At 56.4% G+C, this 23,368-nt stretch carries 24 protein-coding genes and 2 tRNA genes; 15 read left to right on the top strand and 11 right to left on the bottom strand.

The annotated features are described in order from the left end of the window. The first annotated feature begins 125 nt into the window (after window positions 1-125). The 5 genes from pyrC (at window position 126) to DTA24_RS18515 (ending at window position 3,487) form a co-directional block, all read left to right on the top strand. Window positions 126-1,172, top strand: a complete 1,047-nt coding sequence (pyrC, locus tag DTA24_RS18490) for a dihydroorotase (RefSeq protein WP_008805970.1) — start codon at window positions 126-128, stop codon at window positions 1,170-1,172. Between the two features lie 73 nt (window positions 1,173-1,245). Continuing rightward, window positions 1,246-1,497, top strand: a complete 252-nt coding sequence (gene dinI / locus DTA24_RS18495) for a DNA damage-inducible protein I (protein ID WP_002898994.1) — start codon at window positions 1,246-1,248, stop codon at window positions 1,495-1,497. Window positions 1,498-1,801: 304 nt separating this feature from the next. Continuing rightward, window positions 1,802-2,056 carry a biofilm formation regulator BssS gene (gene bssS / locus DTA24_RS18505; protein ID WP_008805969.1) on the top strand — a complete coding sequence of 85 codons (255 nt, stop codon included), beginning with the start codon at window positions 1,802-1,804 and terminating at the stop codon, window positions 2,054-2,056. A 126-nt stretch (window positions 2,057-2,182) separates the two neighbouring features. Then, window positions 2,183-3,301 carry an N-methyl-L-tryptophan oxidase gene (solA, locus tag DTA24_RS18510; RefSeq protein ID WP_008805968.1) on the top strand — a complete coding sequence of 373 codons (1,119 nt, stop codon included), beginning with the start codon at window positions 2,183-2,185 and terminating at the stop codon, window positions 3,299-3,301. Between the two features lie 72 nt (window positions 3,302-3,373). Then, on the top strand, window positions 3,374-3,487 hold the full coding sequence (locus tag DTA24_RS18515) for a DUF2770 family protein (RefSeq protein WP_002898988.1): 114 nt from the start codon (window positions 3,374-3,376) through the stop codon (window positions 3,485-3,487). On the opposite strand, the gene DTA24_RS18520 is transcribed toward DTA24_RS18515, so the two are convergent. Beyond that, window positions 3,473-4,537: a rhodanese-related sulfurtransferase gene (locus DTA24_RS18520; RefSeq protein WP_123837018.1), complete on the bottom strand. Its 1,065-nt coding sequence runs from the start codon at window positions 4,535-4,537 to the stop codon at window positions 3,473-3,475. The genes DTA24_RS18515 and DTA24_RS18520 overlap by 15 nt on opposite strands. 205 nt (window positions 4,538-4,742) lie before the next feature. Here DTA24_RS18520 and DTA24_RS18525 point away from each other — a divergent pair, with 205 nt between their 5' ends. From DTA24_RS18525 to DTA24_RS18540, 3 genes are all read left to right on the top strand, one after another. Next, the gene (locus DTA24_RS18525) at window positions 4,743-5,663 is read left to right on the top strand and encodes a Kdo(2)-lipid IV(A) acyltransferase (RefSeq protein ID WP_123837019.1); all 921 of its coding nucleotides are present in this window, start codon (window positions 4,743-4,745) and stop codon (window positions 5,661-5,663) included. A 170-nt stretch (window positions 5,664-5,833) separates the two neighbouring features. Continuing rightward, a complete protein-coding gene (gene mdtG / locus DTA24_RS18535; RefSeq protein ID WP_008805966.1) occupies window positions 5,834-7,072 on the top strand; it encodes a multidrug efflux MFS transporter MdtG in 1,239 nt (412 codons plus the stop codon). Window positions 7,073-7,163: 91 nt separating this feature from the next. Beyond that, a complete protein-coding gene (locus DTA24_RS18540) occupies window positions 7,164-7,550 on the top strand; it encodes a MysB family protein (protein WP_012542251.1) in 387 nt (128 codons plus the stop codon). Here DTA24_RS18540 and DTA24_RS18545 read toward each other — a convergent pair whose 3' ends face one another. From DTA24_RS18545 to mdoG, 3 genes are all read right to left on the bottom strand, one after another. Next, window positions 7,551-7,778, bottom strand: coding sequence for a YceK/YidQ family lipoprotein (locus DTA24_RS18545; protein WP_008805964.1), 228 nt, complete (start codon window positions 7,776-7,778; stop codon window positions 7,551-7,553). A 66-nt stretch (window positions 7,779-7,844) separates the two neighbouring features. Beyond that, the gene (gene mdoH, locus DTA24_RS18550; RefSeq protein WP_008805963.1) at window positions 7,845-10,373 is read right to left on the bottom strand and encodes a glucans biosynthesis glucosyltransferase MdoH; all 2,529 of its coding nucleotides are present in this window, start codon (window positions 10,371-10,373) and stop codon (window positions 7,845-7,847) included. After that, on the bottom strand, window positions 10,366-11,919 hold the full coding sequence (mdoG, locus tag DTA24_RS18555) for a glucans biosynthesis protein MdoG (RefSeq protein ID WP_012968580.1): 1,554 nt from the start codon (window positions 11,917-11,919) through the stop codon (window positions 10,366-10,368). The genes mdoH and mdoG overlap by 8 nt, the downstream gene beginning before the upstream one ends. Before the next feature lie 251 nt (window positions 11,920-12,170). On the opposite strand from mdoG, the gene mdoC reads away from it, so the two are divergent. Continuing rightward, window positions 12,171-13,331: a glucans biosynthesis protein MdoC gene (gene mdoC / locus DTA24_RS18565; protein WP_012968581.1), complete on the top strand. Its 1,161-nt coding sequence runs from the start codon at window positions 12,171-12,173 to the stop codon at window positions 13,329-13,331. 34 nt (window positions 13,332-13,365) lie between these two features. Here mdoC and DTA24_RS18570 read toward each other — a convergent pair whose 3' ends face one another. The 6 genes from DTA24_RS18570 to ghrA all read right to left on the bottom strand — a co-directional run bounded on the left by DTA24_RS18570 (window position 13,366) and on the right by ghrA (window position 17,633). Then, on the bottom strand, window positions 13,366-13,959 hold the full coding sequence (locus tag DTA24_RS18570; RefSeq protein ID WP_012968582.1) for a TetR/AcrR family transcriptional regulator: 594 nt from the start codon (window positions 13,957-13,959) through the stop codon (window positions 13,366-13,368). A gap of 66 nt (window positions 13,960-14,025) precedes the next feature. After that, window positions 14,026-14,553, bottom strand: coding sequence for an O-acetyl-ADP-ribose deacetylase (gene ymdB, locus DTA24_RS18575; RefSeq protein WP_044613803.1), 528 nt, complete (start codon window positions 14,551-14,553; stop codon window positions 14,026-14,028). Window positions 14,554-14,705: 152 nt separating this feature from the next. Beyond that, window positions 14,706-15,188 (bottom strand): DUF1097 domain-containing protein, encoded by a 483-nt coding sequence (locus DTA24_RS18580; protein WP_016160611.1) that lies wholly within the window; start codon window positions 15,186-15,188, stop codon window positions 14,706-14,708. Between the two features lie 103 nt (window positions 15,189-15,291). After that, entirely contained in the window at window positions 15,292-15,846 is a 555-nt protein-coding gene (locus tag DTA24_RS18585; protein WP_008805957.1) for a molecular chaperone, read from the bottom strand. Window positions 15,847-15,868: 22 nt separating this feature from the next. After that, complete coding sequence (locus DTA24_RS18590; RefSeq protein ID WP_008805956.1) at window positions 15,869-16,606, bottom strand: phosphatase; 738 nt, start codon at window positions 16,604-16,606, stop codon at window positions 15,869-15,871. An 88-nt stretch (window positions 16,607-16,694) separates the two neighbouring features. Then, complete coding sequence (gene ghrA, locus DTA24_RS18595; RefSeq protein ID WP_008805955.1) at window positions 16,695-17,633, bottom strand: glyoxylate/hydroxypyruvate reductase GhrA; 939 nt, start codon at window positions 17,631-17,633, stop codon at window positions 16,695-16,697. Window positions 17,634-17,901: 268 nt separating this feature from the next. On the opposite strand from ghrA, the gene DTA24_RS18600 reads away from it, so the two are divergent. The 3 genes from DTA24_RS18600 (at window position 17,902) to DTA24_RS18610 (ending at window position 20,243) form a co-directional block, all read left to right on the top strand. Then, window positions 17,902-17,989 (top strand) — tRNA-Ser (locus DTA24_RS18600). Window positions 17,990-18,712: 723 nt separating this feature from the next. Continuing rightward, window positions 18,713-19,576, top strand: coding sequence for an arginase family protein (locus DTA24_RS18605; RefSeq protein WP_117143277.1), 864 nt, complete (start codon window positions 18,713-18,715; stop codon window positions 19,574-19,576). A gap of 94 nt (window positions 19,577-19,670) precedes the next feature. Next, window positions 19,671-20,243, top strand: a complete 573-nt coding sequence (locus tag DTA24_RS18610) for a TetR/AcrR family transcriptional regulator (protein ID WP_004224069.1) — start codon at window positions 19,671-19,673, stop codon at window positions 20,241-20,243. A gap of 188 nt (window positions 20,244-20,431) precedes the next feature. On the opposite strand, the gene DTA24_RS18615 is transcribed toward DTA24_RS18610, so the two are convergent. Further along, entirely contained in the window at window positions 20,432-21,337 is a 906-nt protein-coding gene (locus DTA24_RS18615; RefSeq protein ID WP_004141420.1) for a LysR family transcriptional regulator, read from the bottom strand. Between the two features lie 114 nt (window positions 21,338-21,451). On the opposite strand from DTA24_RS18615, the gene DTA24_RS18620 reads away from it, so the two are divergent. The 3 genes from DTA24_RS18620 (at window position 21,452) to DTA24_RS18630 (ending at window position 23,240) form a co-directional block, all read left to right on the top strand. Continuing rightward, on the top strand, window positions 21,452-22,312 hold the full coding sequence (locus tag DTA24_RS18620; protein ID WP_046622966.1) for a pirin family protein: 861 nt from the start codon (window positions 21,452-21,454) through the stop codon (window positions 22,310-22,312). Window positions 22,313-22,330: 18 nt separating this feature from the next. Further along, window positions 22,331-23,008: an isochorismatase family protein gene (locus DTA24_RS18625; RefSeq protein WP_002898927.1), complete on the top strand. Its 678-nt coding sequence runs from the start codon at window positions 22,331-22,333 to the stop codon at window positions 23,006-23,008. Window positions 23,009-23,152: 144 nt separating this feature from the next. Continuing rightward, window positions 23,153-23,240: transfer RNA gene (locus DTA24_RS18630), tRNA-Ser, on the top strand. The last annotated feature ends 128 nt before the right edge of the window (window positions 23,241-23,368 follow it).

Consider the following 23,368-nt stretch of genomic DNA (forward strand, 5'->3'; position numbering starts at 1 on the left):
TCTCCAGGGCGCTACGGCGCCCTGAATTTTTTACGGAAATGAGTGCAAAGGAAAACGTTTACGCTTATCCTTAGTGCCCGGCAAAAAACAGCCCTGATGACTGAACCTATTAGCCGGAGCCTTCCATGACAGCACAACCCCAGGTATTGAAAATCCGCCGCCCAGACGACTGGCATATCCATCTGCGTGATGACGATATGCTGAAAACCGTCGTGCCTTACACCAGTGAGTTTTATGGCCGGGCGATCGTGATGCCGAATCTGGTGCCGCCTGTCACCACCGTCGCGGCGGCTATCGCCTATCGCCAGCGCATTATGGACGCCGTCCCGGCCGGGCACGATTTTACCCCGTTGATGACCTGCTATCTGACAGACTCTCTCGACCCGGCAGAGCTGGAGCGCGGCTTTAACGAAGGTGTGTTCACCGCCGCCAAGCTCTACCCGGCCAACGCCACGACCAACTCCAGCCACGGTGTCACCAGCACCGACGCCATTATGCCGGTGCTGGAGCGGATGGAAAAACTGGGCATGCCGCTGCTGGTACATGGGGAAGTCACCCACGCCGAGATTGATATTTTCGATCGTGAAGCGCGCTTTATTGACACGGTGATGGAGCCCCTGCGCCAGCGCCTGCCCGGTCTAAAGGTGGTCTTTGAGCATATTACTACCAAAGATGCCGCCGAATATGTGCGTGACGGCAATGAACTGCTGGCGGCCACTATTACCCCGCAGCACCTGATGTTCAACCGCAACCATATGCTGGTCGGCGGTATTCGTCCTCACCTGTACTGCCTGCCGGTACTCAAACGCAATATTCATCAGCAGGCGCTGCGCGAACTGGTCGCCAGTGGCTTTAGCCGCGCCTTCCTTGGCACCGACTCCGCGCCGCACGCCCGCCATCGTAAGGAAGCCAGCTGCGGCTGCGCCGGCTGCTTCAACGCCCCGACCGCCCTCGGCAGCTACGCCACCGTGTTTGAAGAAATGAACGCTCTGCAGCACTTTGAAGCCTTCTGCTCGCTGAACGGCCCGCGCTTCTATGGTCTGCCGGTCAATGAAAGCTATGTTGAGCTGGTGCGTGAAGAGACCACGGTCGTTGACAGCATTGCGCTGCCCAATGATAGCCTGGTCCCGTTCCTGGCGGGTGAAACCGTTCGCTGGACGATGAAGCGATAAAAAACCTAGCCCCCTGTTGTCAACGCCCACCGGATACTGTATAAATAACCAGTATCAAACACAGGGGGCAATTATGCGCATCGAAGTGTCTATCGCCAAAACGACCGCCTTACCCAACGGCGCGCTGGAAGCGCTGAATAACGAACTCTCCCGGCGTATCGCCGAGCAATTCCCGGCCATCGACAGTCAGGTGAGCGTGCGCTACGCCACCGGCAACCAGCTCTCGGTGTTCGGCGCCCTGAAAGAAGACAAAGACCGGATAAGCGAAATCCTGCAGGAAACCTGGGAAAGCGCGGACGACTGGTTTGTCCACGATCTCTCCTGAAGCATGGCGGGATCCAGTTACTCTGGTTTGCTCCCTCATTGTGCTTTTCTTTGCCGGGTCGCCCCGGCTTTTTTCTCCCCGCCTCTTGTTCAGAATATTCCTGATTATTCTGCTTAATATCGGCTAAAATGGCCATTTCCCGCGCTTATCTTGCGTAAAAAAGCGGCGAAAACAAGAAAATCATGCTGCCTTTCATTTAATTTCTCGAGTTTATTCTTGATCCCTGATATAATTAACTTGCTTCAAAAAACATGCATTAAACCTCGAGAATTGTTGTCTTTTAACATATGAATAAGGGGTTATGATGGAAAAAAATAATGAAGTCATTCAGACCCATCCCCTCGTTGGATGGGACATCAGCACCGTTGATAGCTACGATGCGCTGATGTTGCGCCTGCACTACCAGAACCCCACTCAAGAAAACAGTCATGATGCTGAAATTGGCCAGACGCTATGGCTAACGACGGACGTCGCACGTCAATTTATTTCAATCCTGGAAGCAGGCATTGCGAAGATTGAATCTGGCGAATACCAGGAAAACGAGTACCGCCGACATTAACGCGATACGGGGAATGACTAAACAATAGTCTTAACAGGCACCTGCGGGTGCCTGAATTATTTTCGGGCTTGTATAAGCGCAGGGAGTTAATTACCCTGCTAATAAGGCAATTACCCGGAACTCACCATGCAATACGATCTTATCATTATCGGCAGCGGATCGGTCGGCGCCGCCGCTGGCTATTATGCGCGTCGTGCCGGACTCAATGTTCTGATGACCGATGCCCACCAACCTCCCCATCAGGAGGGCAGCCATCATGGCAGTAGCCGTCTTATCCGTCACGCTTATGGCGAAGGTGAAAAGTATGTTCCGCTGGTGCTGCGCGCCCAGCAGCTGTGGGATGAACTGGCTGAAATCAGCGGCGAAGCCGTTTTTGAACGCACCGGCGTCATTAACCTCGGCCCCGCCAGCTCTCCTTTCCTGGCCAACGTCGCCGCCAGCGCCAGGGCGTTCGATCTTGAGGTTGAAGAGTTAGATGCTCAGGCCGTCATGCAGCGCTGGCCGGAGATACGCCTTCCCGACGACTATCGGGCGATTTTCGAACCGGCTTCCGGCGTACTGCGTAGTGAGCTGGCTGTCGAGACCTGGATACGTCTGGCACGGGAAGCTGGCTGCGCACAGCTATTCAACTGCCCGGTCTCAGCCATTCATCACCATGCAGACGGGGTCACCATTGATACCCTTGACGGTGAATATCACGGCAAGAAATTGCTGATTAGCGCCGGCACCTGGGTCACCCGCCTGCTTCCGGACCTCCCCATCCAGCCGGTACGTAAGGTTTTCGCCTGGTTCCAGGCCGATGGCCGTTACAGCAGCAAGAATCATTTCCCGGCATTCACCGGCGAGCTACCCAACGGCGATCAATACTACGGTTTCCCGGCGGAAGATAACGAGCTAAAGATCGGCAAGCATAACGGCGGTCAGCCTGTCTCCACGCCGCAGGAGCGATCGGCGTTTGGCGCTGTCGCCAGCGATGGTTCCGAATCCTTTCCGTTTTTACGTAACGTCCTGCCCGGGATCGGCGGCTGTCTGCACGGCGCCTCCTGCACCTATGACAACACGGTCGATGAAGATTTTATTATCGATACGCTCCCTGGCAGACCAGACACGCTGCTGATCACCGGTCTGAGCGGCCATGGCTTTAAGTTTGCGCCGGTGCTGGGAGAAATTGCCAGTCAGTTTGCCCAGGGACAGACGTCGACCTTTAACCTGACGCCTTTCTCGCTGGCGCGCTTTAGCTCATAACGGAATGCGGCACGCTTGCCGCCGGAAAAAAAACGGCCTCTGTGTCGAGGCCGTTAGTCATTGAGAACTGTTATGCGTCGCCTGTTTAATATGCTGGTTAACAACGTGCGCGAGCACTTTATGATCTACCTTGCGCTGTGGTTGCTGCTGGCGATCATCGATCTCGTCTGGTTATGGTTTTTCTGACGACTCCGGCTCGGGGATCCCGAGTTTGGTGTTCAGTCGGCCACGCGATTTGTTAAAGATTTTATTGCCGTTTTCGCGTCCGGCGCGCAGTTTGCGCTGCTCCTCTTCCGGCAGCTTATGCTCTTCCATGCACGCTTCGCTACAGCAACCGGCAAACTTCTCAGCGCAGCTCGGGCACTGTATAAACAGCAGATGACAGCCATCATTCAGGCAATTGGTATGGGTATCGCACGGCGCGCCACACTGATGACAGTGCGCGATGACGTCATCGGAGATACGCTCGCCCATCCGCTCATCAAAGACAAAGTTTTTGCCAATAAAACGGACCGGCAGCCCCTGCTCACGTGCGCGGCGGGCGTACTCAATAATCCCGCCCTCGATATGCCAGACCTTATTGAAACCGTTATGCTTCATCCAGGCGCTGGCTTTTTCACAGCGAATACCGCCGGTGCAATACATAACAATTTTCTTGTCTTTGTGGTCCTGCATCATTTCCACGGCTTTCGGCAGCTGGTCACGGAAGGTATCCGCCGGGATCTCCAGCGCGTTTTCGAAATGACCCACCTCATATTCATAGTGGTTACGCATATCGATAAATACCGCATCCGGATCGTCAAGCATGGCATTGACGTCCGCCGCCTTGAGATAATCCCCAACATTGGAGGCATCGAAAGAGGGATCGTCGATGCCATCGGCGACAATACGGTCGCGCACTTTCAGGCGCAGAACCCAGAAAGATTTCCCATCGTCCTCAAGGGCGATATTGAAACGCAGCCCCGCCAGCGCCGGATCGAAGCCATACAGAAACTCACGCAGGGCTTCAACGTTGCTTTCCGGCACGCTGATTTGCGCGTTGATCCCTTCCCGGGCCAGATAAATACGGCCAAAGACCTTCAGCTGGGTTAAGGCAACCCATAACGCATCGCGAGTGGCTTGTGGGTCGACAATGGTGAAATATTTATAGAATGAGATCGTCGTGCGCGGCTCGGCCTCAGCCAGCATTTGCGCCTTTAACGTCTCATTTGAAATGCGGTTGTGTAACACTGGCATGGTGTACCTGCTCGACATAGAAATGAGGAAATAAACGGCGGGCATGATATAGCAAAGCTAATTAATTTACATCCCTACATTTTACGCTACATTTCTCTCACCCGGTCGCGCCCCGCTTAACAAAACGAGCTGACTGTCGCCGCCTTTGGCTGGCCGGTAAAAAAATGCGATAATATAAGACGTTGCTCACTGATACGGGTATGAAATGACTCATTTGCCTAAATTTTCTCCGGCGCTGTTGCATCCGCGCTATTGGCTGCTGTGGCTGGGTATTGGCCTGCTGTGGCTGGTTGTCCAACTGCCCTATCCGCTGATTTACCGCCTGGGAAATGTCATCGGCCGGCTGGCCATGCGCTTTATGAAGCGTCGGGCGAAGATAGCCTACCGCAACCTTGAACTCTGCTTCCCAGAGAAAAGCGAGCAGGAACGTCACCGAATGGTGGTGATGAACTTTGAATCGGTGGGGATGGGACTGATGGAGACGGGGATGGCCTGGTTCTGGCCGGTTCGTCGTATCGCCCGCTGGACCGACACCATCGGCTTTGAGCATATCCGCGATGTGCAGGCGCAGCAGCGCGGCATTCTGCTGATCGGTATTCACTTCCTGACCCTCGAGATGGGCGCGCGAATGTTCGGTATGAACGAGCCGGGAATTGGCGTCTACCGTCCCAACGACAACCCGGTGATCGACTGGCTGCAGACATGGGGCCGCTTGCGCTCAAATAAGGACATGATTGACCGTAAGGATCTGAAAGGGATGATCCGGGCGCTGAAAAAAGGTGAAGTGGTCTGGTATGCGCCGGATCACGATTACGGTCCGACCGCCAGCGTCTTCGCCCCACTGTTCGCTGTCGACCAGGCGGCGACCACCTCCGGCACCTGGATGCTGGCGAAAATGTCCAAAGCCTGTATCGTCCCCTTCGTCCCGCGTCGCAAACCGGATGGTAAAGGTTATGAACTGATTATCCTGCCGCCAGAGTGTTCCCCGCCGCTGGACGACGCGGAAACCACGGCCGCCTGGATGAACAAGATTGTTGAGCAGTGCATCATGATGGCCCCGGAACAATATATGTGGCTCCACCGCCGCTTCAAAACCCGCCCCGAGGGCATGCCCTCCCGCTACTGATCCCTTTTCCCGGCCGCGCATGTGGCCGGGAATGCGCTTCTCGCTCATGCTTAAGGCTCTGCTTTAGCTTTAAAAGCTCTCCTCCATTGCGGCATTTATTTCCCAGGCGCATAATTAGCAGGCTCATATTTTCTCTTAATTTGACCTGCCGCGCAGGCCAGTGGAACCCTATGTCCTCTGCTGATACCCCTATTAACTGGAAACAAAATCTGACCGTGACCTGGCTCGGCTGCTTTTTAACGGGCGCCGCCTTCAGTCTGGTTATGCCCTTTCTGCCACTCTATGTCGAACAGCTCGGGGTCACCGGGCATAGCGCGCTGAACATGTGGTCCGGGCTGGTCTTTAGTATCACCTTCCTCTTCTCCGCCATTGCCTCACCGTTCTGGGGCGGTCTTGCTGACCGCAAAGGACGAAAAATTATGCTGCTGCGTTCCGCCCTCGGAATGTCCGTAGTGATGATGCTGATGGGGATGGCACAGAATATCTGGCAGTTTCTGCTGCTACGCGCACTGCTCGGCCTGCTGGGCGGCTTTATTCCCAACGCCAACGCCCTGATTGCCACCCAGATCCCGCGCCACAAAAGCGGCTGGGCGCTGGGCACGCTGTCAACCGGCGCGGTGAGCGGCGCCCTGCTCGGCCCGCTGGCGGGTGGCTTCCTGGCCGACCACTGGGGCCTGCGCACCGTCTTCTTTATGACCGCGGCGGTGCTGTTTATCTGCTTCCTGTTTACCCTGTTTTTAATCCGTGAAAATTTTGTGCCGATCGCCAAAAAAGAGATGCTCAGCGCCAGAGAGGTTTTCTCCTCGCTACAGAATCCCAAGCTGGTGCTCAGCCTGTTTGTGACCTCGCTGATCATCCAGGTGGCCACCGGCTCCATTGCGCCGATTCTGACGCTTTACGTGCGCGATCTCGCGGGCAACGTCAGTAACATCGCCTTTATTAGCGGGATGATCGCCTCGGTGCCGGGAATAGCCGCGCTGATGAGCGCCCCGCGGCTGGGCAGGCTCGGGGATCGTATCGGGCCGGAAAAGATCCTCATCGTCGCGCTAATTATCTCTGTGCTATTGCTGATCCCGATGTCGTTCGTTCAGACCCCACTGCAGCTGGGTATCCTGCGTTTCCTGCTCGGCGCGGCAGACGGGGCACTGCTGCCGGCAGTGCAAACCCTGCTGGTGTATAATTCCACCAGCCAGATCTCCGGGCGTATCTTTAGCTATAACCAGTCGTTCCGCGATATTGGCAACGTCACCGGCCCCCTGATAGGCGCCTCGGTGTCCGCCAACTACGGTTTCCGCGCGGTATTCCTGGTCACCGCGGGCGTGGTGCTCTTTAACGCCATTTATTCTACCCTCAGCCTGCGCCGACCTGCCGCGGAAGCCTCGCAGCCTGACCGCCATTCAGTAAATTAATGTCCAGAGGGGCCCAGCCCCTTGACGCTTTGGCTACCGCCTTCTATAGATTGAATCGTGTTCAATTCATATTCTTCTCAGGAGATTCGCTATGCCAAAGGATTCGATGTTCTATGCCACGCTCGAAGAAGCTATTGATGCAGCACGCGAAGAATTTCTCGCCAATAATCCTGACAGCGATGAAGAGAGCGCTAACGTTGAGCAGCTTAATATTCAAAAGTATGTGCTGCAGGATGGCGATATCGCCTGGCAGGCCGAATTTTTTGCTGACGAAGACGAACAAGGCGAATGTTTACCGATGCTCAGCGGCGAAGCTGCGCAGAGCGTTTTCGACGGGGATTATGATGAGATAGAGCTGCGCCAGGAGTGGCTGGAGGAAAATACCCTCCATGAGTGGGATGAAGGCGAATTCCAGCTCGAGCCCTCGCTGGACACCGAAGAGGGACAGACGGCGGCCGACGAGTGGGACGAGCGCTAATCAGTTATAGGGCCCGTGGCTGGCATCCAGCGGCAGCAGCAGCGTATCGAACACCAGCGAGAACGGAAGGTCCAGAACGGTGAGATAGCGCCATGCCGAGTCGCGAACGTCCCACTGCACGCCCGGGTAATATTGATTGCCATGCCCCTGCCCGGGCACCGTCCGGCTGATAATGCTGCCGCAGCCGCTCAGCAGCAGCGCCATGGCAATGATCGATAATATTCGCATTCACAACCTCGTGTTTCAGATAAAAAAATACCGGCATCGCTGCCGGTATTTTCCTTTACGTACGGCTTATTTCGTTTTCAGCGCCAGCGGGTTAAGCGCTAACTGCTGATAGGCGTTGACCCACGATGAATATTTCTCCGGCGCGGCCCAGACGCGATAGTGCAGACGCGACATGGTCACCGGGTCGCTCAACAGCACCAGTCGACGATCGCGGTTCAGCTTATCCGGCGTTTCGTTCAGCGCCTGCTCAACGTGGCGCTCGCGAGCGATCTCAAGGATATGACCATGACGGTGGCGCGCGGTGGCCATCGCCGTGGCGAGGGCGTTAAACGACGGATTGAATACCGCGTGCATAAAGCCATCGTCCAGTGAACGCTGACGGTTCAGCGTCAGGTACGCGTCGGTATCCTTGAGCACCTGCGGCGGCGAATACTCTTCCGGGATCAGGAACAGCTTCCAGCGCTTGGTGCGCAGGCCCACGGTCGCCCGGCTGGAGATCGCCGACACGAACGGCGACAGGATCAGCGAGACGACGATCGGCGCCAGCCAGAACAGGAAGCGCAGATCCAGCCATGCCATTCCGACTGCCCATACCAGCCCCAGCAGCAGCTGCGAGCCGTGACGCATAAAGGCTTCTCCCCACGGCGTGGAGTCATCATCACGCTGCGGCGAATTCCACACCACTTCCCAGCCGAGGAAGGCGCTGACCACGAAAACGGTGTGGAACAGCATGCGAACCGGCGCCAGCAGGACCGAGAACAGGACCTCCAGCAGCAGAGAAAGCGTGACGCGGATAAATCCGCCATACTCTTTCGGCCCTTTACACCACACCAGAATAATACTCAGCAGCTTCGGCAGGAACAGCAGCACCATGGTCGAAGCGAACAGCGCGATGGCCAGCTCCGGACGCCACTGCGGCCACACCGGGAACAGCTGACGCGGCTGCAGGAAGTACTGCGGCTCGGTCAGGGCATGCACCACCTGTAGCGCCGTCGACAGGGCAAGGAACATAAACCACAGCGGCGCCGACAGGTACGACATCACGCCGGTGAGGAACACCGCCCGGTGAACCGGGTGCATCCCTCTGACGAGGAACAGGCGGAAGTTCATCAGGTTGCCCTGACACCAGCGACGGTCGCGTTTCAGCTCGTCCAGCAGGTTCGGCGGCAGCTCCTCATAGGAGCCCGGCAGATCGTAGGCAATCCACACCCCCCAGCCGGCACGGCGCATTAGCGCGGCTTCGACGAAGTCGTGCGACAGAATCGACCCGGCAAAGTTACCCTCGCCCGGCAGCGGCGCCAGCGCGCAGTGCTCGATGAACGGCTTCACGCGGATAATGGCGTTGTGTCCCCAGTAGTGGGACTCCCCCAGCTGCCAGAAGTGCAGACCGGCCGTAAACAGCGGACCGTACACCCGGGTGGCAAACTGCTGGCAACGCGCATACAGCGTGTCCATGCCCGAGGCGCGCGGGGATGACTGGATGATCCCGGCGTTCGGGTTCGCTTCCATCAGGCGCACCAGGCTGCTCAGACACTCGCCGGTCATCACCGAGTCAGCGTCCAGCACCACCATATAGCTATACTGGCTGCCCCAGCGGCGGCAGAAATCATCGATGTTGCCGCTCTTACGCTTCACGCGACGACGACGGCGACGGTAGAAGATCTGCCCTTCGCCCTGCACTTCGGCAATCAGCTCCATCCACGCCTTTTGCTCAGCCACACAGATATCGGGGTTATAGCTGTCGCTGAGGATATAGACGTCGAAATGAGCGGCGTTACCGGTCGCTTTCACCGACTCCCAGGTCGCCCGCAGCCCGGCGAAAACGCGGTCAACGTCTTCGTTACAGATCGGCATAATAAGCGCCGTACGGTGCGCCGGGTTCAACGGTTCGTCACCAACCGTCGAGGCGGAAATACTGTACTTGTCGCGGCCGATCAACAGCTGCAGAAAGCCCATTAACGCGGTCCAGAAGCCGGCGGAAACCCAGCAGAACAGCACCGCGAAGAGGATCAGAATGCCGCTCTGCAACACGTACGGCAGCAGCTGCATGAACGAGATCCACAGGTTCTGCCCCACCATGTCGGCCGGGTTGATCAGCGCCCAGCCCTGATAAGGCAGAATGGTTTTCATATACCAGGTGGCCACCACGGTCTGCGACAGCGTCAGCAGCAGCAGGATGTAGCGACGAATGGTGCCGACGGTACGCCATTTTTGCTCACTCTCGCGCTCTTCTTGCGTCAGGCGGGAGAGATAGCGCGGCGTGACATCGCGGCCGCGCAGACGATCCCAGAAGCGGCCGACCGGGTTAGTCCGCCACGGATCCGGGATCATCGAGGAACGCCTGGCTTTCGGCATAGCATGCAGCTGGGTACGACCTTCGTCATCCTTCACCAGTTGATCGCCAGAAAGCGAATCCGGCCAGCTGTGCGCCAGACGCGCCTTCACCGACCCCAGCGGAGAGTCGTCTTCGCGGGCGAAGGTCTGATGTTCGTCATCCAGGGCCTGATGAACGGCCTGCAGGCTGGTGTCCGGCAGCGCCGATTTTTCGGCGTCCGACAGCGGCAATGCGTCAATGTACTTCGTTATCTTATTCATTGGCAGGCAGCTGATAGCTCCAGGTTTCGCTCAACGTGTCATCACCGTTAACCAGTGCGGCACGCATTTCCGTCGTTTTCTTCGGATCTTTGACCTTCAAACGCAGGATCATCCGCCAGCCTTTGGTCACTGGATTGTAACGCACGGTATTTTCAACGATTTCCGCGTTATCGCCGGTGCTCGCCTGAGCAGCGACCGGGGTATCCGCTGGCAGTTTCTTCATATCGGCGCCGGTGAAGTCGACAATGAAGGCAACCGTACCGTCCGGCTGGCGGATCAGGTTCGACTGCTTCACGTCGCCGGTAGAGCGGCGGGTCTGCATAACGTAAGCGTTATCTGGCGCATGCAGCTTGTCTTCATCGCGGCTGAAGGTGATGGTGTATTTGAAGTTCATCTCCTTGCCCGGCTCCGGCAGCTGATCCGGCGTCCAGTAAGTCACGATGTTATCGTTCGTTTCATCGTTGGTCGGAATTTCAACCAGCTCGATTTTCCCTTTGCCCCAGTCCCCTTTCGGGGTGATCCAGGCGCTTGGACGCAGGTCATAACGATCGTCGAGATCCTCGAAGCGCGAGAACTGACGGCCGCGCTGCAGCAGGCCAAACCCTTGCGGGTTTTCCATCGCATAGCTGCTGACAGCCAGGTGTTTCGGATTGTTCAGCGGACGCCAGATCCACTCGCCGTTACCGGCCAGGATAGACAGACCATTGGAGTCGTGCAGCGCCGGACGATAGTTGAGCGTCGGAGAAGGCTGGTTGGAACCGAACAGGAACATGCTGGTCAGCGGCGCCACACCCAGTTTGCCGACTTTGTCACGCAGGTAAACTTTGGACTGGACGTCCACGACGGTGTCGCGTCCCGGCATGATGACAAAGCGATAGGCGCCGGTTGCCCGTGGGGAATCCAGCAGCGCATAGATAGTCAGACGCTTGTCAGTGGCTTTTGGACGTTCGATCCAGAACTCACGAAAACGCGGGAACTCTTCGCCGGACGGCAGCGCGGTATCGATAGCCAGACCACGCGCGGACAGACCGTAAACCTGACCCTGACCCAGCACGCGGAAGTAGCTGGCACCGAGCATGCTGACGATTTCATCGTTCTTATCTTTGCTGTTGATCGGATACAGTACTTTGAAGCCGGCGAAACCGAGGTCTTTCACCGTGTCTTTATCGTGCTGGACGTTACCAAAGTTGAAATAGTCCGGACTATATTTAATTTTGCGCACGCTGGTCGCCGTCACTTCATTGATGGTGACCGGCGTGTCGAAGTACATCCCCTGATGGTAAAATTCAAGCTTGAATGGGGTTTTCTGGTTATTCCAGTAAGCTTTATCGTGATTAAACTGAATTTGCTGGTAGTCCGCGTATTTCATGTCGCGGAAAGCGGAGGGCAGGTTACTCTTCGGCGCTTCATAGCCTTTCCCGGCTAACGTTTTGGCCTCTTTTGCAACGTCATCAATGCTAAACGCCCATGCAGATGAAGTACACAGGGACAACATTACGGCTGCGCTTAACCAACGCATTTTCATCATCTGTGGTTTATGTTTCATATAAGTAAGCACTTCCCCCTTTGTGTGCTTAAATCGATCCGATCTATTTTAATGGAAACTCAGGCAATCCGACAACATAATCCCTGCTTTGTTCAGCCTGGCGGCACAGGGAATAAACAGTTCGCTGTCCCGTTTGCACTTTGAGTGCTTATCCTGGAGACAGATACCCCGAGTTCATGTAGGGTTGCTGATAATGTAAGCGTTATCACCTTGAGTGATAAGACGAATTATCTGAGATTGTCGTGAATCGTATGAATAATACTCCGGTACAGCGTGAATATTTCTTCGACAGCATCCGCGCCTGGTTGATGCTGCTGGGGATCCCTTTCCACATTTCGCTGATTTATTCCAGCCACAGCTGGCATGTCAACAGCGCCGAACCCTCGTGGTGGTTGACGCTGTTTAATGACTTCATCCATGCCTTTCGCATGCAGGTCTTTTTCGTCATCTCCGGCTATTTCTCCTACATGCTGTTCCTGCGCTACCCGCTGAAAAAATGGTGGAAAGTGCGCGTTGAACGGGTCGGTATTCCGATGCTGACCGCCATCCCACTGCTGACGCTGCCGCAATTTATTATGCTGCAATACGTCAACGGCAAGGCGGAAAACTGGCATACCCTTTCGATGTACGACAAATTTAATACCCTGGCCTGGGAGCTCATTTCCCACCTGTGGTTTTTACTGGTTCTGGTGGTGCTGACCTCGCTGGGGGTGGTGCTGTTTAAATGGCTGACGCGCCGTCCGGCTGGCCACGGCCTCGCCTTCAGTGACACTGTCACCATGGGCCAGCTGACGATGATTTTCCTCGCGCTGGGGGTCTTTTATGCGCTGATCCGCCGGTCCTTGTTCCTGCTCTATCCGCCCCTGCTAAGCAATGGTCTGTTTAACTTTGTGGTGATGCAGACGCTGTTCTATCTGCCCTTCTTTGTGCTGGGCGCGCAGACCTTTATTAACCCACGCTTAAAGACCATGTTCACCACTCCGTCGCCGTGGTGCTGCGCCGCAGCGCTGCTCGGGTTTATCGCCTATCGACTGAATCAGCAGTATGGGTCCGGCGACGGCTGGATGTATGAAACCGAATCGGTGATTACTATGGTGTTGGGGCTGTGGATGGTCAATGTGGTCTTTTCGCTCGGCCATCGACTGCTGAACTTCCAGTCAGCGCGCGTGACCTATTTCGTCAATGCCTCGCTGTTTATTTACCTGGTGCACCACCCGCTGACGCTACTGTACGGGGCGTGGATCACCCCGGCCATCAAGTCCAATACCTTAGGCTTTATTGTCGGGCTGGTTTTTGTGGTGGGTATCGCGCTGATCCTGTATGAAATTCATCTGCGCATTCCGCTGCTGCGTTTCCTGTTCTCCGGTAAACCGATGAACAAACCGGCCAAAACCCCGGCTTCGGCCAGCTAATTTGCCGCGGGTGCGGCACGCCAGGCGTGTCGCATTACGCCTGCTCGTCAAAAAGCCGGTCGAAAATCATATTATACAGAGCTTCTAAATCTGCCTTATCGACCGGGGTCGAGGCGCTCAGCTCACAGCGATAGGCGGCCCCCTCGGTCAGAACGGCGATGAGCTCTGATGCGGCATTGCGTCGCGCATCGCTGAGCCCGGGATGGTAGCGCTGCGACAGACGCCCTCCTTCCTCTTTCAAACGCCGATCGGCCTGCACCAGGATCTCGCGCAAGCGTGGGTTACGCGAGGCTTCGGCGTTGATCTCCATCAGCAGATAATTGTCGCTTTTGGTGGCTGCCGACGTCGGGATCCTGCCGGCCAGCACCGCCGCTTTGCGCGCCAGATTGTGGTTCTCATCGATCATCTCCCCGACCCTGGCGTGGACGATTTCGCTGACAATCGCTTCGATGATCGCCTCTTTGCTGGCAAAAATACGATACAGCTGACCAACGCTCAGGCCCGCCTCGCGGGCAATATCGGCAACGGAAGCGCCATGCAGCCCCTTTTCAGCAAAACACCTTTGCGCAGCGGCAACGATCTCTGCGCGGCGCGCCTGCTGCTTCTGCTGTACTTTTCCTTCTGACACCCTGCTCCCTCCTGCTATCCATCTTTCCCGTCAATACCGGCGGTTATCATAGCCTATTCTGCTGGATCAGGGGTATGACGCCAGCAGGCGGCGATAGATAGCCGCCGTTTCCTCATCAAAACAGACGAACAGGACGCGCTCAAGGGGGTTATAGCGAGTGAGAAACGCGGTGACGGTGCGCACGGCGATCTCCGCCGCTTCCTCTTTTGGATAGCCATACACGCCGGTGCTGATCGCCGGAAACGCAATGGAGCGATAGTTGTTTGCCGCGGCCAGCTGCAGACTGTTTTTGTAAGCATCCGCCAGGGTTTGCGCTTCCATGCGGTCGCCGCCGTGCCAGACCGGGCCCACGGTGTGGATCACCGCGCTGGCGGAAAGATCGCCCGCAATAGTGATCACCGCGTGACCGGGAGGACATTCGCCCTGCTGCTGCAATACCTGTTTGCAAGCCGCCAGCAGCGCCGGGCCGGCCGCCCGGTGGATCGCGCCATCTACCCCGCCGCCGCCCAGCAGCGAGGGGTTTGCCGCATTAACAATCACATCGACTTCAAGCGTCGTAATATCGCCGAGAATTACCTCAGGTTGAACAGCCATTTCTCCTCCTGTCGGCATAGCGCGTGGATACGGCTTTCTGCCGATACTAGGGCATTCCCGCCCCCGGGAGCAAGATTATCCCTCAGCCCTGGCGACGGGAAGCTAAAAAAAACAGGACCCTAAGGGTCCTGTTGAGTCTGCTGTTTCGCCAGTCAGGCGTTGTCATTAGCGAACAATTTATGTTTGCCCGCGCGGGCCGCCAGCCACAGGCCACTATTCTTCATGGCATAGCCAAAAACCAGACCCAACGCCAGGGAGGGCACCACCAGGCGCCAGTCGCCGTCTGCCGCAAAAGTCGCGCAGGCGCCGATAAAGGTGCCCGGTACAAACGACAGCAATGTCTGTCGCGCCTGAATGCACATCAGGAAGGCGACGATACCGGTCATCATATAGCTGAGGATCTGCAGCTGCGGGGCCAGTGCGCTACCGTGGATAATCACTAATGCCCAGACCACGCCGCTCATTACCGTGCACGAGGAGATGGCCAGACCTTTCAGACCGCCCTGCGGGCAGGCGAAATAGGCCGTACAGCCGAGGAAACCGGCCCAGCTCAGCAGGCCGAGAGCGACCGCCACCCATCCCCAAATTCCGGAGAGAATGCCCGTCGTTAATGCGATTGCGAAGAGTATGTTCATGGCGCGTATCCTAGCAGATACGCGCCGGAAGAATGAGATCTAAAACACAGTATATGAATGAACCTAATTTCAGTTGCATTCAAATAGTGATTAAAATCACATATTATTGCTCATCTTCTTCCTGAAGCTCGTCCCACATCGCGGCGATGGCGTCGCGGGTCAATGGCGCCATGGTGCGCCAGAATGGCGTGTGCGCATGGGCTTCGACTTTGCCCAGCATCGTCCCGCACCATGGCAGGATATAGTCAGCAAACAGGAGCTCCAGCGTCTCGCTCTGGTCTTCTGTAGCATGATCCTCCAGCCAGGAGGCGGCCAACAGCAGCGATCCGAGATGATCCGCCGGACCTTCCCCTGTCGGGATACCGTGTTCGCTCATAAAAGCCCGTACTTCTGCTTCCGAGGAACCCTCCACCCACGCGCTACGGTACGGCGGCACGCTGCAGGCTTCACCGACGAACAGCGCATTATAGTCCGTCGCCAGGGACTGCATCTCACAGCTTTTCTGCAGACGCGCCAGCAGTTCATCCTGCTCAAGCGGCCAGCTGGCAGCCAGTTTGCCCTCACGGATCAGGGTAAACAGCGGCACCAGCAGCGGGTCCTGCGGTTGACGGTAATACAGCGAACCCAGCACGCGGCAGAGGATTGAAAACTCGTTCATTCAGTTATTCCAGTTATACAAATTAAAGGTCAGCAAATTCCGGGATCGCCGGCATGCCCCGCGACTCGAGGAAGTTGAGCAGGCGACGCGGAGAAACGTTGAGGATCCTCTCCTCCGGGAAATCGACCGCATCAAGGATCTTGCGGCATTCGGTAAATTCCCCGAGGGTAAAGGCAGTGTGAGAGTCCGAGCCCAGCGCCACCCATCCCCCGGCATCACGCACCGCCGCAGCGATAGCTCGACAGTTATCTTCACTGCCCACGCGCGATGAAATAAAAGAGGAGTTATTAATCTCCAGCGCCACCTGATAGCGGGCCGCCGCTTCGGCAATAGCCGGGATATCCACCGGGAATTTCGGATTACCCGGATGGCTAATCATATGCACCTTACCGCTGGCCATCGCGGCAATCATCGCCTGCGTATGGGTGTCTCGATCCTGCGGCGGGAACACCGGCTCATGGAATCCGGCAATGATCAGATCAAGCGAGGTTAACATCGGCCCGGAGCAGTCGATCTCACCTTCGATATTTTTAATATTCGACTCAATACCGCGCAGGATCCCCACCCCGTCTACCAGACGGGGCCAGATGCGCATATTAACGAAGTGCCAGTAATGCGGGGCATCCGCCATATCCGGGCCATGGTCAGTGATGGCGAAGAGTTTGATCCCTTTACGCTTTGCTTCCGCAATATAATCGTGCAGGGTGCTGTAGGCGTGGGTGCTGGCGACGGTATGCATGTGCAGGTCAACGGGATACATCACATTCTCCTCTTCTGTTTGCCGCAAGAATAGCAGGAAACCGGGCTATTGATTAGCAAAAACCCCGCCGTGGCGGGGTTCTCTCGTCTTAATAACCGCGCTGGCGGTCAACCTGACCGCTTACCGGTTCCCCTCGCTCAAGCCGGCTAATGGTCTCCGCAATGTAGGTGATAGCTTCCATTGGACGGGTCACTGCCGCCACATGGGGGGTCATGGCCACCCGCGGATGTGCCCATAGCGGGCTCTCCTGCGGCAGAGGTTCGCGACTGAAGACATCGAGCATCGCCCCTTTGAGCTTACCGCTGTTCAGCGCCGCCAGCAGATCCTCTTCAACGACATGCACGCCGCGAGCAAGGTTGAGGACATAGCTCTCATCCGGCAACTGCGCCAGCAGCGTTTGGTTAATAATACCGGCGGTTTCGGCGGTATTCGGCAGCAGGTTGATCAGCACGCGAGTGCCCTGCAGGAATTCGCCCAGTTCGGCCTGACCGGCGAAGCTCTGTACCTGTGGCCAGGATTTGCGGCTACGGCTCCAGACGCGAAGCGGGAACCCCCAGGGTTGCAGACTTTCCGCAACCTTCGCCCCCAACACGCCGGCGCCCATAATCCCGACAGTGAATTCGTCGGCGCGATACTCGGGCAGCGGCTGCCAGCGGGAAGCCAGCTTCAGCGCCTGATAGTCATCAAAGCGGCGGAACCAGTGCAGCACCTGGCTCACGGCATACTCCTGCATCTGTCGTCCCATACCGGTATCTTCGAGGCGAAACAGCGGGATCGACAGCGGCAGCATATCCGGATGGTCACGCAGCTTGCTGAGAATAGAATCTACCCCCGCCCCGAGGGCAAACACGGCCTTCAGCGCCCGGCCCTGCAGCATCTCTACCGGCGGATGCCAGACCAGGGCATAGTCCGCCGGCTGGTTGTCACCCGCTTTCCACTCGCGCACCCGCGCCCCGGGTAACTGTTTTTCCAACTCACGGATCCAGAATGGGGTATCGAAGGTCTGATGGTAAAAAATAATCTCCATAGGGGCTCCTGATAGCAGACGCCTTTGGCCGATTGACGCTGGCGTCTTATTTTACTCATTGTTTTCTATTGGTTTGCCAGCATAACAAATTTCCCCCGAGCGAAAAGGGAAAAGGCACTGGCGACAAAAAAAACGGATTTCGCACGTTTAAGGAGCAAGTTGCTCGAAGTTTGTCTAAACGCGCTTTTTTTGCAAAAAGTTGATTGACGGGCGATACGTATTTCCCTACATTAGCGCCCGTTCCCGACAACAACGGGAAAGACAATATGGTGAGGTGTCCGAGTGGCTGAAGGAGCACGCCTGGAAAGTGTGTATACGGCAACGTATCGGGGGTTCGAATCCCCCCCTCACCGCCATATTTTAAGAAGAGCTCGTACGCAAGTACGGGCTTTTTTTTCGCATGTGGCACTCACCAGGGGGATGAGAACCCCCGACCGGGGTTCGACAACTGGCGCAGCCAGTTGGACAGACCGCGAGCCCGCGAGCGGGCTGCCCCGCAGGGGCGAGCGAAGCGAGTCAATCCCCCCCTCACCGCCATATTCGAGATGAGAGCCTGTACGCAAGTACGGGCTTTTTTCTTTTATATTCTCTCCGCTGGGGGGGGATGAGAACCCCCGACCGGGGTTCGACAACTGGCGCAGCCAGTTGGACAGACCGCAAGCCTGCGAGCGGGCTGCCCCGCAGGGGCGAGCGAAGCGAGTCAATCCCCCCCCTCACCGCCATATTCGAGATGAGAGCCTGTACGCAAGTACGGGCTTTTTTCTTTTATATTCTCCGCTGGGGGGATGAGAACCCCCGACCGGGGTTCGACAACTGGCGCAGCCAGTTGGACAGACCGCAAGCCTGCGAGCGGAAAGCCAGACTCTGCTTCACACGATTAACAGCGCAGCGAAGATGTTCGCCAACACTATCCCCTCTTCCGCTTTGAGCCACCCGGCATAACGAAAATCATATCGCTCCGGATGGTGTACGTTATGCATTAACGAAAAGTGCTTTGTTACTTGCGTATCGACCGTAATACAATGTAAAAGTGAATGAACGTTCATTCACTTTAGCGCATGACAACACAGAAGGTACCAATGACTAGCAAAACACTGCGACTTATATTTCCTCAATGGCAAGGCGGTAACAATCCTCCCTACTATCTTGGCTCGCAGCTCCTCTCGTTTCTCTCTCCTGAAGCAAAAGGGCCCGTTGAGATCGTTCCTGTTGAGTTACCAACAACAGAGCCATTGCCAGGGATTAATGGCATCACGGCTAAGCCATCCCTCATCAGGCAACTCAATAATGCTGCCGCACTGATTGAAAAACATGATCCCAATAGCATTGTCATTTTAGGCGGAGACTGCCTGGTTTCGCTGGCGCCTTTCGCCCACCTGCTCGATAAGTACGGAGACAAACTCGGTGTGCTCTGGATTGACTCGCATCCTGACGTGCAGACGGCTGAACAATATCCAAACGCGCATGCCCATGTGCTTGGTGCGCTAATGGGTACGGGTGATAACGATTTAGTTGCCCATGTAAAAACCAAACTTAATCCGTCAAAAATAATGATTGCCGGTATCCACGCGCCACTTCCTTATGAAGCTGAATACCTCACTCGCCATAACATGACGACGCTAGCACCTGAACAGGTTAAAAGCGGTGCAGATGAAGTCCTGGAGTGGATAGCTAAAGAAAAGATTGCGTATCTGGCGATCCATATCGATCTGGACGTACTCGACCCATCTCTGTTCCGCTCCATTCTTTTTGCAAAACCGGGGCGCGGAAAACACGATTTTGGTGACGTTGCTGAAGGCAAACTGACGATTGAGGATGTACTCAATCTGATAGCGGCAGCGACGACAAAAGCAGTCCCCGTTGGCCTGACAATCGCTGAACATTTGCCCTGGGACATGCTGAATCTCAAGAACATGCTCAGTGAATTACCCCTTCTAAAGTAAGACGAAATCCAGGAGCCAGACGACAGAGTTTAGCTCTGGCTCCTTGCATAAAAGCGCGTTAAAGTCTGGACACCGAATTTACCAAGATGCCGATATGTTAAAAAAAACCGAAACCTACCATAAGTTGATTACGGCTGCTGCTGCCTGCTTTGCGGAAAAAGGTTTTAGTGCGACAAGCGTACGTGAAATCTCTACCCGGGCAGGAATTAGTCAAGGAGCAATGTATACGTATTTCAAAAGTAAGGATGAGCTTGTTAAGGCTATTGTACTGGAAGAACAGAACTCCGCGCTGACTGCCCATAATGCGACCTATGCAGGCTCTTATTTTGATCGCCTTTGTGCACAAGTCACGTCCTGTATTAGCGAGATCGGTTACCCTATCACGCATCAACTTTGGGTTGAAATCATGGCTGAGTCTGCGCGTAATCCAGAACTGCGAAAAACGTATATCTCCAGTGATGACATCATGCGGAAAAGCTTCGCGCGGCTCATCCAGGAGGGTATCGCTGCCGGAGAGTTTCGCCGTGATATTAACCTTGAAGAAATCACGATCATTATTTTTGCCCTTATTGACGGTTTAATCGCTCGTCAGGCAATAAACACGACCTTCTCATTCAAGGATGATCTGCCAATGTTTTTTGACGTTATGGCAAAATTGCTTAAATAATACCAGACGGTCATAGTAAAACGATGTATCGAAAAAACCAGAGGTTGCTTATAACAGCCAACGCTCTCAAGCGGCAAACGACTCACACAGTGAGCAATCTTTCACGAGCCTACGCGATTGCGAAGAGTGCGTGAAAAAGTACGGACGCTTTTCACATATGAGTCCGGCAAAAAACCTCTGCCTACCCATCAATCTTCCTCCATCCGCTGATACTCTTCGCTGAGGTAGTCCACCAGCGCCCTGACGGAGGGCAGCAGCCCGCGCCGTGAAGCAAACACCGCATGGATCACTTCCCGCCGCGGCTGCCACTCATCCAGTACCACCTCTAATTCCCCTGACGCCAGCTGATCGCGCACCATTAATAAAGGAAGCTGTACCACGCCGACGCCGGCCATCGCCGCCTCGCGCAGCGCCAGCATATCGGTGGTCACCATTCGCGGCGTGAAATACACCTCCGCCCTTGCCCCCCCGGGCCCGGTAAGCTGCCATTTATGCTGATGCTTGTTCGCTCCCAGGCTGAGTCCCGGCCAGGCGCTCAGCTCGGACGGCGCCTGCGGGCGTCCGAGCCGGGAAATGAGATCAGGACTGGCCACCAGCCGGTGCCCGCGGTCCGCCAGCACGCGCATCACCAGATCGCTATCCTCGATGGGCCGGGGACGGACGCGGATCGCCACATCAATCCCCTCCCCGACCACATCCACCCGGCGGTTGGTCGCCTCAAGGTGCAGCGTTACCCCGGGATAGCGCGCCATAAATCGCGCCAGCATCGGTCCAATATGGACATGCAGCAAGGTGACCGGACAGGTGATCCTGACGCTACCGCGCGGCTCGGCGCGCAGCGTCTCGACCGCCTGCTGCGCCGCCTCGGCCTCTATCAGCATCGCTTTGCAATGCTGATAAAAGGTCTGCCCGACCTCGGTGACCGCGAACTGACGGGTGGTTCGCTGGATCAAACGCACGCCCAGCCGCTCCTCGAGTTGCGCAATGCGGCGGCTGAGCTTGGATTTCGGCTGGTCAAGCGCTCGCCCCGCCGCGGCGAAACCGCCATGGTCTACCACCTGGACAAACCAGGCGAAGTCATTGAGATCCTGCATCCTTCCTCCATTGTTCCATTTTTGGAACAGTATAGGTCATTTTTGCTCACTACCGCATACGTCGTCCCGGATATAAGCTTATTCACATCAGATACCGATACACAGGAGAAAGCCATGAAAAAGATTACAGGAGTCTACACCGCGCCTGCGCAGCATTGGGTAGGCGACGGCTTCCCGGTTCGTTCGATGTTTTCTTATCAGACGCACGGCCAGCAGCTGAGCCCCTTCTTACTGCTCGACTATGCCGGGCCGTACACCTTCCCGGCGGGCAGCGATAAACGCGGCGTCGGTGAGCATCCGCATCGCGGATTCGAAACCGTCACCATCGTCTACGCCGGTGAAGTAGAGCATCGTGACTCCACCGGACGCGGCGGGGTGATTGGCCCGGGCGACGTGCAGTGGATGACGGCGGGCGCCGGGATCCTGCACGAAGAGTTCCACTCGGAGGCCTTCACCCGCAGCGGCGGCGAGCTGAAGATGATCCAGCTGTGGGTCAACCTGCCCGCCAAAGACAAAATGACGGCCCCCGGCTATCAGAGCATTACCGCCGGGACGATCCCCACCGTCGCGCTGGCGAATGGCGCCGGACAGGTTCGGGTTATTGCCGGCCAGTATGACGACGTCAGCGGCCCGGCCCATACCTTCTCACCACTTAACGTGTGGGATCTGCAGCTGAATCAGGGGCGCGACCTCACGCTGCGCCAGCCGGAAGGCTGGAGTACCGCGCTGGTGGTGCTGGAAGGGGAAGTGATCATCAACGGTTCCGAGTCCGCCCGCGAAGGTCAGCTCGCCGTCCTGAGCCAGACAGGAGACGCCCTGCATCTGGAGGCGACCGCCCAGGCAAAAGTTCTGCTGATGGCTGGCGAACCGCTGCAGGAGCCGATTGTGGGCTATGGCCCCTTTGTCATGAATAACAAAACGCAGATCGCAGAAGCCGTTCGCGATTTTAACAGCGGCCGTTTTGGCCAAATCTAACTGATTGAGGTGAATACTATGTCTACTCCCGCTAACTTTAACGGTGCTCGTCCGGTGATTGATGTTAACGATACCGCCATGCTGTTGATTGACCACCAGAGCGGCCTGTTCCAGACCGTCGGCGATATGCCGATGCCAGAGCTGCGCGCTCGCGCCGCCGCGCTGGCCAAGATGGCGTCGCTTGCCGGGATCCCGGTGATCACCACCGCCTCCGTGCCGCAGGGGCCGAACGGTCCGCTGATCCCGGAGATTCATGAAAACGCGCCGCATGCGAAATACATCGCCCGTAAAGGCGAGATTAACGCCTGGGATAACCCGGAATTCGTCGCCGCGGTGAAAGCGACAGGTCGTAAGACGCTGATTATCGCCGGAACCATTACCAGCGTTTGCATGGCCTTCCCGGCTATCGCCGCTGTCGCCGATGGGTATAAAGTGTTTGCCGTGATTGACGCTTCCGGCACCTACAGCAAAATGGCGCAGGAAATCACCCTGGCTCGCGTGGTACAGGCTGGCGTAGTGCCGATGGATACCGCCGCTGTCGCCTCTGAGCTGCAGCGCACCTGGAATCGCCCGGACGCCGCAGAATGGGCGGAGGTGTACACCAAAGTCTTCCCGGCCTACCAACTGCTGATCGAAAGCTACAGCAAAGCGCAGGACGTGGTGAAGAATAACGAACAGCTGGATTCTCAGCGCTAAAACCCCGCCCCGCTGTACCGCAGCGGGGTGTTGTTCATTGCGTGAGCGAACGGTAGAGAAAGAAGAAAATATGCTTGACCGTTTTAACGCAACTCCCTATAGTAGCGCCCCGTTGCCCACCCAAGGTGAGCAGCAAGACAATATGGTGAGGTGTCCGAGTGGCTGAAGGAGCACGCCTGGAAAGTGTGTATACGGCAACGTATCGGGGGTTCGAATCCCCCCCTCACCGCCATATTTTAAGAAGAGCTCGTACGCATGTACGGGCTTTTTTTTCGCATGTGGCACCGCAGACATCCCTGGGGTCGGCAGCAATGCCTCTCCCGGGCTACCAGACCCTACCCGCCAGGTAGTCCGGCCACG

Source organism: Klebsiella sp. P1CD1 (assembly GCF_003790505.1).
GTDB lineage: Bacteria > Pseudomonadota > Gammaproteobacteria > Enterobacterales > Enterobacteriaceae > Klebsiella > Klebsiella variicola.